The organism is Pelomonas candidula (genome assembly GCF_043555985.1).
GTDB lineage: Bacteria > Pseudomonadota > Gammaproteobacteria > Burkholderiales > Burkholderiaceae_C > Pelomonas > Pelomonas candidula.
Window position 1 is genome coordinate 330,168 of sequence record NZ_JBIGIC010000003.1, and the last position, 12,342, is coordinate 342,509.

Consider the following 12,342-nt stretch of genomic DNA (forward strand, 5'->3'; position numbering starts at 1 on the left):
GCGCTCCAGGCGCAGCAGTCTCTCTCGACGGAACCCACAATGACCCGCATCTCCCCCCTCCACGGCCTGGGCGCGCTCGCGCTGGCCACCCTCTCCTCCGCCGCGCTGGCCGGCCCCGTCGGCTACGGCGCCGGCACCACCGGCGGCGGTAGCAAGACCGCCGTCAACGTCGCCACGCTGGCCGCCGCGCAGGCCGCCATCGACGCCTACAGCGGCAGCGGCGGCCTGGTGCTGAACTACACCGGCAAGTTCGACTACTCGACCATCACCGACGTCTGCGCACAGTGGAAGAAGGCCGCCCAGACGCTGCAGATCAAGGACAAGGGCGACATCACCATCAAGGGCGCCAACGGCTCGTCGGCCAACTTCGGCATCCACATCGTCAGCGCCGCCAAGAACGTCATCGTGCAGAACATGACCATCGGTCTGCTGCAGGGGGGCGACGCGGCCGACGCCATCTCCATCGAAGGCGACAGCAGCGGCACACCCAACAGCATCTGGATCGATCACAACACCATCTTCAGCAGCCTCACCCACTGCTCCGGCGCGGGCGACGCGTCGTGGGACGGCGCCATGGACACCAAGAAGGGCGCCTACAACATCACCTACTCCTACAACTACATCCACGACCACCAGAAGGTCGCGCTCAACGGCTACAGCGACAAGGACACCGCCAACGACGCGATGCGGGCCACCTACCACCACAACCGCTTCGAGAACGTGCAGTCCCGCCTGCCGCTGCAGCGCCGCGGCAAGACCCACGTCTACAACAACTACTTCAACAACGTCATCACGTCCGGCATCAACGTGCGCATGGGCGGCGTGTCGCTGATCGAGTCCAACTACTTCGAGAACACCAAGAACCCCGTCACCTCGCGCGACAGCTCGGCCATCGGCTACTGGGACCTGCGCAACAACTACGTCGGCAGCGGCATCACCTGGGACGACCCCGGCAGCCCCGGCGCCAACGCCACCACCTGGACCACCACGCAGGCCTACGGCGCCACCGGCTACAGCTACACGGTGACGCCGGCCGCCAGCGTCAAGGCCAAGGTCATCGCCACGGCCGGCGCGGGCACCAACCTGGCCGAGTAACGAAGCCACGGCGGGCCGCACGCCGGCCCGCCTCGCTCTCGCCCCCGACCTGCCCCCGATGCGCTCCCTGCTGGCCTGGACCGCCGTGCTGCTGTGCGGCGGCCTGACCCTGCACCTGGCCTGGCCCGGCGCCGCCGAAGAGCCCGCCGCGGCCCCGCCCACCCGCGTGCCCGGCCCGGCACTGATGCGGCTGGGCCAGGCCCGGCCGGGCGAGCCGCCGGCCCCCGGCGTGCAGGCCACCGCCATGCACGCCGCCGCCAGCACGCGCAGGCCCACCGTCGTCGACCTCTGCGGCCTGGGCCGCATGCCGGTTGGCGACACCGATCCCGTCACGCCGCCGGACGACACCGACGCCCCCGAGGCCACCGCCGGCCTGCAGGCCCTGCCCGCACCGGTCGGCGAACAGCCACTGGCCCAGGCCCGCGCCCGCATGCTGGCCACGCTGCGCCAGGGCGACGCCCGCGCCCGCGTGGCCGCGCTGCTGCTGGACCGCCCCGCCGCAGACGACCCCGCCGCGCAGCAGGCCTGGGCCGGCGCCGTGCTGAGCCAGGCCCTTGGCAGCGGCGACCCCGCCGCCCTCGCCTGGGCCACCGAAGCCTGCGGCCCGCAGCCCGACCCCGCCGCCTGCCGGATCAACCTCATCCGCGAACGCCTGCGCGCCGAGCCCGACAACGGTTACCACTGGGCCGCCCTGGCAGACGAAGACCCCGCTGCCGGCGACGCCGCCTGGCGCGGCCTGCTCCAGGCCCGCCGCTGGCTGGAGCGCCCGCAGGCGCTGGTGCTCGCCAGCCAGGCCGCGCTGCCGGCCGACCTGCCCGGCTACCTGCGCCTGGCCCTGGGCGCCGACGTGCGCGCCCGCAGCGCCAGCCTGCCGTCGCCCGGCGAGGGCTTCGTGCTCGAACGCTGCCAGCAAGCCCAGCCCGGCCGCCGTGAGCAATGCGACGCGCTGGCCGCGCTGATGCAGCGCAGCGATGCGCTGCAGACCCTCACCGAAGCCGCCTCCGTGGCCCAGGCTGCCGGCTGGCCGGCCGAGCGCCTGCAGCAGCTGCGCCACGAGTTCCAGGACCTCGTCCACGCCCCGCCCGCCTGGCAGGCCGACGCCGACCAGCCGCTCGCCTGCGCCAGCGTCGACGCCTGGCAGCACCACCTCACCCAGCTGGCCCAGGTCGGCGAGCTGGCCACCCTGCGCGCCGCCGCGCGCGCCCACCCCGCCACCCACCCACTGCCATGAATACCCGCCTCATTGCCCTCTCCGCTGCCCTCGCCAGCGCTTTTGCCGCCGCCCCCGCATTCGCGCAGGTCACCGGCTGCGGCACCGAGACCAGCAACCTCAGCGCCTCCAAGGTCTACTACGTGACGCCCACCGCCAGCGCCAGCGGCGCCGGCACCAGCTTCTCCGCGCCGATGAGCCTGACGGCGGCGCTCGCCAAGGTCTCGGCCGGGCAGATGGTGCTGCTGCAGCCCGGCACCTACGCCGTCGCCTACACCGCCGGCGCCAAGAACACGATCACGCTCGCCAAGTCCGGCAGCGCCAGCGCGCGCCTCTACCTCGTCGCCGCCAACTGCGGCCGCGCCGTCATCGACTTCAGCTTCCCCGCCAAGACCTGGGTGCAGGACTCCTTCGGCCTCTACGTCACCGGCAGCTACTGGTACTTCAAGGGCATCGCCGTCACCCGCGCGGGCTACCAGGGCGCCTACGTCACCGGCAACGGCAACACCTTCGAGAACGCCGCCTTCTACGACAACCGCAACTCTGGCCTGGAGATCAACAAGGGCGGCTCCAACACCCTCGTGCTGAACACCGACTCCTACCGCAACTACGACCCCAAGAAGAACGGCAGCATGGCCGACGGCTTCGCGTCCAAGCAGACACAGGGCGCCGGCAACCGCTTCGTCGGCTGCCGCTCCTGGGAGAACTCCGACGACGGCTTCGACAGCCCCGAGCCCGTCACCATCGAGCAAAGCTGGGCCTTCCGCAACGGCCTCAACCTGTGGAGCGACAGCGCCTTCGCCGGCAACGGCAACGGCTTCAAGCTCGGCGGCAACAGCGCGCTGGAGCGCAACCGCATCACGCAGTCCGTCGCCTTCGGCCAGCCCAACAAGGGCTTTGACCAGAACAGCAACACCGGCGGCGTCACGCTGCTGAACAACACCAGCTACGGCAACGGCATCAACTACGGCTTCTGCGGCAGCGTCGCGTCGGGCGAGAAGCACGTCTTCCGCAACAACATCTCGCTGGCCGGCAAGGCGGCCGACAGCGTCTGCAACGCCACCGCCAGCAACAACAGCTGGAACGGCCTCACCGCCAGCAGCAGCGAGTTCGCCAGCCTGGACACCAGCCTCGCCACCGCCGCCCGCAACGCCGACGGCACGCTGCCCGCGAACGCGCTGTTCCGGCTGAGCAGCGGCAGCAAGCTGGTCGACAAGGGAGTCAATGTGGGGCTGCCGTATCTCGGCAGCGCGCCGGATCTGGGGGCGTTTGAGTTGCGGTGATTGACGCTTGATTTCCCCCTGGCATGAAGGCACAAACGAAATGCGGCCGCACCTGGGGCTCGCGGCAGACCAAGCCCCCAGCCCTCACCGCCCCAAGCGGCGTCTCGCAGAATCCGGGCTCACCCTGCCGCCATGAGCCCCCAGCCCGTCTCGACGCCCATCATCTGCCCCCTGTGCGAGCGCCCCATCCCGCCCGCGCAACGCGACGCCCACCACCTCGTGCCCAAGAGCCGCGGCGGGCGGCACACGGAGTACCTGCACCGCGTGTGCCATCGACAGATCCACGCACTGCTGAACGAGACCGAGCTGGCCCGCCAGTACGCCACCGTGGAGGCGCTGCTGGCGCATCCGCAGATCCGAACCTTCGTGGACTGGGTGCGCACCAAGCCCGACGACTTCTTCGTGGCCACGCGCAAGAGCACGCGGTTGCGCCGGCGCTGAGCCCGCAAGCCTGCCGGGGGCAGGGGCATCCGCGCTGGGCCACACTGCGCGGCATCCCAACCGCATCGCCCGAGTCAACATGCCCAAGGCCTACTGGATCGCCCGCGTCGACGTTCATGACGCCGAGCAATACAAGCTCTACGTGCAAGGCAACGACGCCGTGTTCGCCAAGTTCGGCGGCCGGTTCCTCGTCCGTGCCGGCCGGTTCGAGAACCCCGAGGGTACGAGCCGCGGGCGCAACGTGATGATCGAGTTCCCGAGCTACGAGGTGGCGCTGGCCTGCTACCGCTCGCCCGAGTACGCGAAGCAGATCGCGATCCGCCAGGCCGCCGCCGAGGCGGATGTCGTCATCGTCGAGGGCTACGACGGGCCACAGCCGGGCTGACCGGCGCGCGAAAGGGGCGCACGACGCCAAAACCAGCGCACCGACGACAGCGAATGCCCGCCGAAACGCGGGGTTCGCCCCGCACAGGCGCCTTTCCATAATCGCCCCCCAAATCTGCCCGGGGAACGCATGACCAAGAAGAACGTCGAGAACGAGTGGAAGAAGATGTTCCCGAGGGGCTTCTCCGATGGGCAGACGGTGGGCAGCAGCACCATGAAGTCGCTGGCCAAGAAGGGCCTGCTGGCGGGCAGTTCCTCGCTGAGCGTCGCGCAGTTGGCGACCCACACGCCCAGCGTGCTGGCCTTGACGCTGGGGGGCGCCGCCGCCTCGGCCACGGGCATCGGCCTGGTGGTGACCGGCGCGGCGGCCACGCTGACGCTGTCGACGCTGTCGGCGGTGTCCGCGCACAAGACGCTCAAGCACTGCGACGCGCTCGAGAAGATCGACGGCATGCAGGCCTGCTACACCTGCGGTCGCGTCGGGGGCGGCGCGGGCTCCGGCGACAAGGCGGCGCACCAGAAGTTGGGCGGACTGGTGCTCAGCTACATCCTGGCGCAGAAGGGCGAGAAGGCGCTGCGCAAGACGGTCGGCGCCGTGCCCGGCGTGGGGCTGACGGAGACGCTCTACTCCGTCGGGCGATACATGTTCAAGAGCAATCGGGGCGTGGTGCGCAACGAGATGGCCGGCCTGCTGGCCGAGCACCTGATCACGCACAACTGCGGCCTGGCCCAGGCCATCGTCGCGGAGCTGTACTCCTACGAGCAGATGCGCTGGATCATGTTCCAGGACTACGAGGCCGTGCAGTTGTGCCTGGCCGAGAAGATGAAGTCGCGCTGAGCGGAGTCGTCTGACGGCGCAGGCGCGGCGGAATACGGCGCGGTTCGCGCCCGTTTGACGGAAATCAAGCAGCTTGCTGCCCGTACCGCGCAACGATGGCATGCTCACGCCCTGACATCCGCAGTACGTCACCGCCATGCCACGCTCCGCCCCCGCCACCGACCGCCCCCAAACGCTGGGTGAAGAGATCGCCAACGCCATCAGCCACGGGCTGGGCGTTGCGCTGGCCATCGCCGCCCTGCCCATCCTCGTCATCCGCGCGATGCACCACGGCGGCGCGGCGGACGTGGCCGCGGCAGCCATCTTCGCAGCCACGGCCATCCTGCTGTACGGCGTCTCCACGCTTTACCACGCGCTGCCCGCCTCGCTGGCCAACGGCCGCGTGAAGGCCTGGCTGGTGCGGCTGGACCATGCCGCCATCTACGTCTTCATCGCCGGCAGCTACACGCCGTTCACGCTGGGCGTGCTGCACACCGGGCCGGGCGTGACGCTGCTCGTCGCCGTCTGGGCGGCGGCGGCCTTCGGCGTGACGATCAAGCTGCTGAACCGGCTGCGCCACCCCGTCGTGTCCACGCTGCTGTATCTGGCGATGGGCTGGGTCGTCGTGTTCGCCATCGGGCCGCTGGTGGAGCGCATGCCCGGCCCCGGACTGGCGCTGCTGGTGGCCGGCGGCCTGAGCTACACGCTGGGTGCGGTGGTGTTCCTGTTGGACAACCGGCTGCGCTACGCGCACTTCGTCTGGCACCTGTTCGTGCTGGGTGGCAGCGTCTGCCATTTCTTCGCGGCGCTCTGGTACGCCTACCGCTGAAAGCCCCGGCCGGGTGACTTGCTACCGGTAACGGGAGGCCTCGGCAAGCCCCGCCGGGAGCAGAGGACGCGCCGGCGTGTAAAATCCAGCCATAGATTCGCGCAAGACCGTTTTCTCAAGGTCTTATCTGCAGCCCCGCTGGCCATCCCCTGGCTTTTCTTGCGAGCGGCTCGCTTCAGCAACTCCCGGTGAGTGTTCTTGAGTGTTTCTGTCTCTGCACGGCATGTCGCTGGCGGAGGATTCGTTCCATCCAAATATCCCAGAAGGAAACACCATGACTATCGAAACCGGCACCGTGAAGTGGTTCGACGACGGCAAGGGCTTCGGCTTCATCACGCCGTCCAGCGGCGGCAAGGACCTGTTCGCCCACCACAGCGAAATCAAGAACAGCGGCGGCTTCCGCTCGCTGGCCGAAGGCGCGAAGGTGGAGTTCGAGACCAAGCAAGGCCCCAAGGGTCTGCAGGCCTCGAACATCCGCTCGCTCTGAGCAACCTGGGCGCCCTCGGGCTCTCAACACCGCAACGGCCCATCCGGGCCTGCGCGGCAAAAAGAAGAAGAAAATGAACAACAACAAGAACATCGAAGTGGGACGCTATGTCGTCTCCCCCATGACGCAGGCTCGGCACGACGGCGGCTTTGACGCCCTCGTGTCGATCCGGTCCGGCCAGGGTATGGCCAGCGTAGACCGCGTGATGCAGTTCACGCCATGCTTTCAAAGCCCCAAGGCGGCCTTGCGCTATGCCCGGGCCGAAGGCCTGGCTTGGGCGCATTGCCATTGAACTCGCGCGGTCCTTCGCGACCGCACTCGTCGCCGGCACGGCCACGTGCACGGCCTCCCGTCAATTTTTTCGCAACGGAGCCCCACACTTGGCCAAGGAAGAACTGATCGAAATGCAGGGCGTGGTCCACGAAGTCCTGCCCGACTCGCGCTTTCGCGTGACGCTGACCAACGGCCACGAGGTCATCGCCTACACCGGCGGCAAGATGCGCAAGCATCACATCCGCATCCTGGCCGGCGACAACGTGTCGCTGGAGATGTCGCCCTACGACCTGAGCAAGGGCCGCATCACCTTCCGCCACCTGGAAAACCGCGGCCCGCGCCCGACGCAAGGCGGCGGCGCACGGCGCTGAGCGCTCACGGTCACACGACCTGCCCCTGAAATCGGCCGCCATGGTTCGCCCTGGCGGCCGATTGCTTTTGGGCGAGCGCCTTCAGCGCCGGCCGCCGGCAGGCGCTGCCCGCAGCGCCTGCAGTTCGGCCTCCAGCGCCGCGATGCGCGCGTCGCGGGCGTCCAGCGCGGCCTGCACGTCAGCCGCGTCGAACTTCAGCGGGATGTGCTTGGGGCAGTTGGCGTCCCAGGCGCTGACCTCGAACACCAGCACACCCGCGGCGCGGGCCGCGTAGCCGGCCGGCATCAGCCGTTCGAGCAGTGCCGCATCGCCCTCGACGATGCGCGCCCGGCCCCAGACCTTGACGCGCCGGCGCGTGGCGTGGTCGATGAGGAACAGCTGCGCGCGCGGGTTCTCCTCCAGGTTGCCCTGGGTGATGAACTGGCGGTTGCCGTCGAACTCGGCGAAGGCCAGCGTGTGCGCGTCCAGCACGCGGATGAACCCGGCCGGGCCGCCGCGGTGCTGCACATAGGGCTGGCCGTCGGCGCTGGCGGTGGCCAGGAAGGCGCTGTCGCGTTCGGCCAGGAAGGCACGCAGGTCATCGTCGACCTCGGTACGCCAGCCGTGGCCGTCCTCCATGCGCGCATACGAGGCCCGCGAGCCCTTGCGGGCCTGCACAGCCTTCACGCGCGGGCTGAACGCGACGTCGCTGGCCGGCGGGTGGGCGGCGGCCATCACAGCCCCAGCGCCGACAGGCCCGGGTGGTCGTCGGGACGGCGGCCGGCGGGCCAGTGGTACAGCCGCTCGCTCTCGCGGATGGGCAGGTCGTTGATGCAGGCGAGGCGGGTGTGCATCAGCCCCTCGGCATCGAACGCCCAGTTCTCGTTGCCGTAGCTGCGGAACCACTGGCCGCTGTCGTCGTGCCACTCGTAGGCGAAGCGCACGGCAATGCGGTCGCCCTGCGTGGCCCAGAGCTCCTTGACGAGCCGGTAGTCCAGCTCGCGGCGCCACTTCAGCGTCAGGAAGGCCTCGATGGCCTCGCGGCCCTGCAGGAACTGGCTGCGGTTTCGCCAGCGGCTGTCGGGCGTGTAGGCCAGCGCGACGTGGGCCGGATCACGGCTGTTCCAGGCGTCTTCGGCCAGGCGCACCTTCTGCGCGGCGGTCTCGGGGGTGAAGGGCGGCAGGGGCGGGCGGGGCACGGCGTTCTCCTTGAAGACAAGCGAATGGCCGCACGTGGCGGCCCTGGTGGAAGGCGATCAGGCCGCGAGCGGCAGCGCGGCGGGGAAGTCGACGTCGGTGCGGGCGACGTTGTTCAGGTAGTTCGTCCAGGCGTTCAGCGCGACGTGCTGGACGATCTCGACGATCTGCGCGTCGTCGTAGCCGGCAGCGCGGACGGCGTCGAGCTCGGCATCGGCGACATGGCCGCGGTTCGTCGCGACGGCGACGGCGAAGCGCACGGCCGCGTTCGCCTTGGCGTCGGTGGAACCACCCCGGCGGTTGGCGACGATCTCGGCGGCGTCGAGCTTGGCCAGGTGGCTGCCCAGGTAGCTGTGGGCCGCCAGGCAGTAGTCGCAGCCGTTGATCTCGGACACGGCCAGCGCGATGCGCTCGCGGGTGGCGGCCGGCAGGCGGCCCTTGGCCAGCGCGCCGGACATGCCGAGGTAACCCTCCAGTGCCGCCGGGCTGCTGGCGACGGTGCGGAACAGGTTGGGCACGCTGCCGATCTGGGCTTCGACCGCCTTCAGCAGGGGCTGGGCGGCGGCGGGTGCGGTGTCGATGGCGGCGAAGGTGTGCAGGCGGGTGTTCATGGTGGCGTCCTTGAGGGGTTGGTGGGCCGGTTCAAGCCGGTGACTGAACTCTATGAACTCCCGACTTTCGACACTAGACTGCAAAACTGCGATTCACTCTCCCGAAATCTGGAAACATGGACCGCCTCGACGCGATGACCGTCTTTGTCGCTGCTGTCGACGAGGGCAGCCTGTCGGCCGCCGGCCGGCGACTGCAGATGCCGCTGGCCACGGTGAGCCGCAAGCTGGCCGAGCTGGAGTCCCACCTGGGCACGCGGCTGGTCACCCGCAGCACGCGGCAGCTGGCACTGACCGAGGCCGGGCGCGACTACCTCGTGGCGGCGCGCGAGATCCTGGAGCGCGTGGACGAGGCCGAGCGCGGCGCCGCCGGCGTGCAGGCTGCGCCACGCGGCGAGCTCATCGTGGCCGCGCCGCTGGTGTTCGGCCGGCTGCACGTGGTGCCCGTGGTGGCCGACTACCTGGCCCGCTTCGCCGACGTCAACGTGCGCCTGATGCTGAGCGACCGCAACGCCAACCTGCTGGAGGAGCACATCGACGTGGCGCTGCGCATCGGCACGCTGCCGGACAGCGGCCTCGTCGCGCTGCGCATCGGCGAGATCCGGCGCGTCACCTGCGCCAGCCCAGCCTACCTGGCCACGCGCGGCACACCCGCCGCGCCGGACGAGCTGCGCGGCCACTGCTGCGTGAACTTCGAGGGCCTGGGCGGCACGTCATCGTGGAGCTTCCCCGTGGGCGACACGATGCAGCGCGTGGCGGTGCGCACCCGCCTCAGCGTGACGACGGCCGATGCCGCCATCCGCGCGGCCGAGGCCGGCGCGGGCGTCACGCGGCTGCTGTCCTATCAGGTCGCCGACGCACTGCGCGAGGGCCGCCTCGTACGCCTGCTTCCCGAGCATGAGCCGGCGCCCGTGCCGGTCAGCCTGCTGTATTCGCGCCAGGGGCGGCTGCCGATGAAGACGCGCAGCTTCCTGGACTTCGCCACGCCGCGGCTGCAGGCCGCACTGCGCGAAGCCTTGCCCGGCGACTGAGTCAGCCGCCCGCCTGCGCAACGGCGGCGCGCCAGGCGGCCAGCGCCTCGTCGTCGGTCCAGTCGTCCGCCGCCTCGCCAATGACCACCTCTACCATCGCACCGCCCTCGATGCGATGCGAGGCCACTGCCCGCGCACCCAGCCAGAAGCCACGCTGCCGGGCGACGTCCAGCAGCGCCTCGCGCAGCCGCCCGGGCGCGGCCGGCAGGTGGAGCTGGAAGGAGTTGGTCTGCGGCGGCGCGGGCGCGACCTGCCAACCGGGCTCGGCGACCAGCTGCGCTGCCAGCGTCCGCGCCCGCTCGCGCCAGGCGCCCATGTGCGGCAGCCGCCGGCGCAGGCCGTCCAGCGCCGACAGCACCATCGGGTAAAGCGTGTAGACGTTGCCGGCCAGGCGCGTCTGCCAGGGAGCCGTCGCCGCGATGAAATTCTCGGACCCGACGAGCACGCTGCCGGCCAGCCCGCCCAGGCCCTTGTAGAACGACACGTAGACCGAATCCGCCAGCGCGGCGATCTCGGCCAGCGGACGGCCGTAGTGCGCCGCAGCCTCCCACAGCCGGGCGGCGTCGACATGCAACGGCACGCCTACCTGGCGGCACCAGCCGCTGATGAGGGTGAGGTCTTCCCAGCTCGGCAGCAAGAAGCCGCCACGGCGCAGCGGCAGCTCGACGACGACGACGGCCGGATGCTCCGGCTCCGCCATCAGGTCTTCGATGTTGGGCGCGTGGTCCACGCGGCCGATACGTAGCCCCCTCAATCCCATCAATTTCTCGAATGCCTCTGCCTCGTCGACGGCGATGTGGCTCTGCGGATGCAGCGCCACGGGGCCGTCGCCATCGCCGCAGTGCACGCGCAGCGCCGCCAGCTGCGCCGCCACGCCCTTGTGGAAGAAGCGCGCGGCCGGCTTGCCCAGCAGCTCGGCCACCTGGGCCTCCAGCGCCTGCATCGCCTCGCCTTCGCCGTAGACATCCAGCGCCTGCGCGGCCTCGGGCAGCTCGGCCAGCGCCAGCAGTGACTCGCGCATCGAGCGCAGCGGCCGGTGGCCGTTCAGCCAGCGGGTGCAGCGGTTGCGCAGCTCCATCTCGGCATGGGCGGGGCGGGTGGCGGGCACGTCAGTCTCCTGCGGGCCGAGCGCAGGGCCGCTCCCAAGCCGGCCCGCGCTGGCGATGTGCGTGTGGCTCGATGCCACACGCATCGCCGTCCCCCCGGGGGACCGACTGGGCACGCGCGCGTCCAGCGCAGCGAGACCGGGCGAGGGGCGTCATGATGGGCAGACGTGGATCTCGATGGTCGAGTGCACGATTTCCTCGTGCACCGCCAGCCATTCGCGCACCAGCTTCGGCGTCAGCGCGGCGTCGTGCGTGACGAGACTGAGCGCGCAGGAGTAGCTGCCCCGGCCCACGCGCCAGACGTGCAGGTCGGTGATGGCCGTCTCGCCGGCCGCGCCGCGCTCGGTGACGACCTCGCGGATCTCGTCGACGACGGGATGGTCCATCTCGCGGTCGAGCAGCACGACGGCGGTGTCGCGGATCAGCGTGCGGGCCCACAGCGCGACGACGACCGCACCGGCGATGCCCATGGCCGGGTCCAGCCAGTCCCAGCCCATCCACCAGCCGCCGGCAAGCGCCGCGATGGCAGCCACCGACGTGGCGGCGTCGGCGGCGACGTGGATGTAGGCGGACTTCAGGTTGAGGTCGTGGTGGTGATGTCCGTGGTCGTCGTGTCCGTGATCATGGTCATGGTCATGGTGGCCATGGTGGTCATGACCATGCCCGTGGTGGTGGGCGTCTCCCAGGATGAAGGCGCAGACAAGGTTGACGACCAGGCCGACGACGGCGACGGCCATCGCCTCGGGGTAATGGATGGCCTCCGGCTTGAGCAGCCGCTCGACCGAGCTGTAGACCATCAGCGCGACGACGCCCAGCAGCACGATGGCACTGGCGAAGCCGCCCAGGATCTCGATCTTCCAGGTGCCGAAGGCGTAGCGCGAGTCACCCGCGTGCCGGCGGGCGGCGGCGTAGGCCGCGACGCTGAGGCCGATGGCGATGGCGTGGCTGCTCATGTGGAAGCCATCGGCCAGCAGCGCCATCGAGTTGTAGAACCAGCCGGCCACGATCTCGATGACCATCATCGCGGCGGTGATCCACAGCACGCGCCGCGTGCCGCGCTCGCCGGCGGCGTTGCCGGCGTCGAAGGCGTGCTCGTGCCGCCAGGCGGCGAGATCGTGGGTGTGCATCTGGGGATTCCTGACTGCTGGAATCGCGGCATTCTCCGCCCGCTCCGTGACCGCCCTGGGGCCTGGTTCATCGGGGCTCACTAAAATCTCGCCCTTTTTGCTCG

General features: G+C 70.3%; 16 protein-coding genes. 11 read left to right on the forward strand and 5 right to left on the reverse strand.

Going from position 1 to position 12,342, the window contains the following annotated elements; genetic code table 11:
* Nucleotides 1-39: 39 nt before the first annotated feature.
* The 10 genes from ACG04R_RS07715 to infA all read left to right on the forward strand — a co-directional run bounded on the left by ACG04R_RS07715 (nt 40) and on the right by infA (nt 7,190).
* Nucleotides 40-1,095 carry a pectate lyase family protein gene (locus tag ACG04R_RS07715; RefSeq protein ID WP_394407727.1) on the forward strand — a complete coding sequence of 352 codons (1,056 nt, stop codon included), beginning with the start codon at nt 40-42 and terminating at the stop codon, nt 1,093-1,095.
* A gap of 58 nt (nt 1,096-1,153) precedes the next feature.
* Nucleotides 1,154-2,326: a hypothetical protein gene (locus ACG04R_RS07720; RefSeq protein ID WP_394407729.1), complete on the forward strand. Its 1,173-nt coding sequence runs from the start codon at nt 1,154-1,156 to the stop codon at nt 2,324-2,326.
* Nucleotides 2,323-3,588, forward strand: coding sequence for a right-handed parallel beta-helix repeat-containing protein (locus tag ACG04R_RS07725; protein ID WP_394407731.1), 1,266 nt, complete (start codon nt 2,323-2,325; stop codon nt 3,586-3,588). Before ACG04R_RS07720 ends, ACG04R_RS07725 begins: the two co-directional genes overlap by 4 nt.
* 132 nt (nt 3,589-3,720) lie before the next feature.
* Nucleotides 3,721-4,029: an HNH endonuclease gene (locus ACG04R_RS07730; RefSeq protein ID WP_394407733.1), complete on the forward strand. Its 309-nt coding sequence runs from the start codon at nt 3,721-3,723 to the stop codon at nt 4,027-4,029.
* A 79-nt stretch (nt 4,030-4,108) separates the two neighbouring features.
* The gene (locus ACG04R_RS07735; RefSeq protein ID WP_394407735.1) at nt 4,109-4,414 is read left to right on the forward strand and encodes a DUF1330 domain-containing protein; all 306 of its coding nucleotides are present in this window, start codon (nt 4,109-4,111) and stop codon (nt 4,412-4,414) included.
* Nucleotides 4,415-4,543: 129 nt separating this feature from the next.
* Entirely contained in the window at nt 4,544-5,251 is a 708-nt protein-coding gene (locus ACG04R_RS07740) for a hypothetical protein (RefSeq protein WP_394407737.1), read from the forward strand.
* Nucleotides 5,252-5,387: 136 nt separating this feature from the next.
* Complete coding sequence (gene trhA / locus ACG04R_RS07745) at nt 5,388-6,059, forward strand: PAQR family membrane homeostasis protein TrhA (protein WP_394407739.1); 672 nt, start codon at nt 5,388-5,390, stop codon at nt 6,057-6,059.
* A 280-nt stretch (nt 6,060-6,339) separates the two neighbouring features.
* Nucleotides 6,340-6,546 carry a cold-shock protein gene (locus ACG04R_RS07750; RefSeq protein ID WP_394408294.1) on the forward strand — a complete coding sequence of 69 codons (207 nt, stop codon included), beginning with the start codon at nt 6,340-6,342 and terminating at the stop codon, nt 6,544-6,546.
* 73 nt (nt 6,547-6,619) lie between these two features.
* Nucleotides 6,620-6,838 carry a hypothetical protein gene (locus ACG04R_RS07755; protein ID WP_394407741.1) on the forward strand — a complete coding sequence of 73 codons (219 nt, stop codon included), beginning with the start codon at nt 6,620-6,622 and terminating at the stop codon, nt 6,836-6,838.
* Nucleotides 6,839-6,926: 88 nt separating this feature from the next.
* The gene (gene infA / locus ACG04R_RS07760) at nt 6,927-7,190 is read left to right on the forward strand and encodes a translation initiation factor IF-1 (RefSeq protein ID WP_394407743.1); all 264 of its coding nucleotides are present in this window, start codon (nt 6,927-6,929) and stop codon (nt 7,188-7,190) included.
* A gap of 81 nt (nt 7,191-7,271) precedes the next feature.
* On the opposite strand, the gene ACG04R_RS07765 is transcribed toward infA, so the two are convergent.
* From ACG04R_RS07765 to ACG04R_RS07775, 3 genes are read right to left on the reverse strand one after another with little or no spacing between them, the layout of a single operon-like run.
* Complete coding sequence (locus ACG04R_RS07765) at nt 7,272-7,904, reverse strand: pyridoxamine 5'-phosphate oxidase family protein (RefSeq protein ID WP_394407745.1); 633 nt, start codon at nt 7,902-7,904, stop codon at nt 7,272-7,274.
* Nucleotides 7,904-8,368, reverse strand: coding sequence for a nuclear transport factor 2 family protein (locus tag ACG04R_RS07770; protein WP_394407747.1), 465 nt, complete (start codon nt 8,366-8,368; stop codon nt 7,904-7,906). The genes ACG04R_RS07765 and ACG04R_RS07770 overlap by 1 nt, the downstream gene beginning before the upstream one ends.
* Nucleotides 8,369-8,425: 57 nt before the next feature.
* Nucleotides 8,426-8,977 (reverse strand): carboxymuconolactone decarboxylase family protein, encoded by a 552-nt coding sequence (locus ACG04R_RS07775; RefSeq protein ID WP_394407748.1) that lies wholly within the window; start codon nt 8,975-8,977, stop codon nt 8,426-8,428.
* A 116-nt stretch (nt 8,978-9,093) separates the two neighbouring features.
* Here ACG04R_RS07775 and ACG04R_RS07780 point away from each other — a divergent pair, with 116 nt between their 5' ends.
* Nucleotides 9,094-10,005: a LysR family transcriptional regulator gene (locus ACG04R_RS07780; protein ID WP_394407750.1), complete on the forward strand. Its 912-nt coding sequence runs from the start codon at nt 9,094-9,096 to the stop codon at nt 10,003-10,005.
* Between the two features lies 1 nt (nt 10,006).
* Here ACG04R_RS07780 and ACG04R_RS07785 read toward each other — a convergent pair whose 3' ends face one another.
* Nucleotides 10,007-11,113, reverse strand: a complete 1,107-nt coding sequence (locus ACG04R_RS07785; RefSeq protein ID WP_394407752.1) for a threonine aldolase family protein — start codon at nt 11,111-11,113, stop codon at nt 10,007-10,009.
* 150 nt (nt 11,114-11,263) lie between these two features.
* Nucleotides 11,264-12,238, reverse strand: a complete 975-nt coding sequence (gene dmeF / locus ACG04R_RS07790) for a CDF family Co(II)/Ni(II) efflux transporter DmeF (RefSeq protein WP_394407754.1) — start codon at nt 12,236-12,238, stop codon at nt 11,264-11,266.
* Between the last annotated feature and the right edge of the window lie 104 nt (nt 12,239-12,342).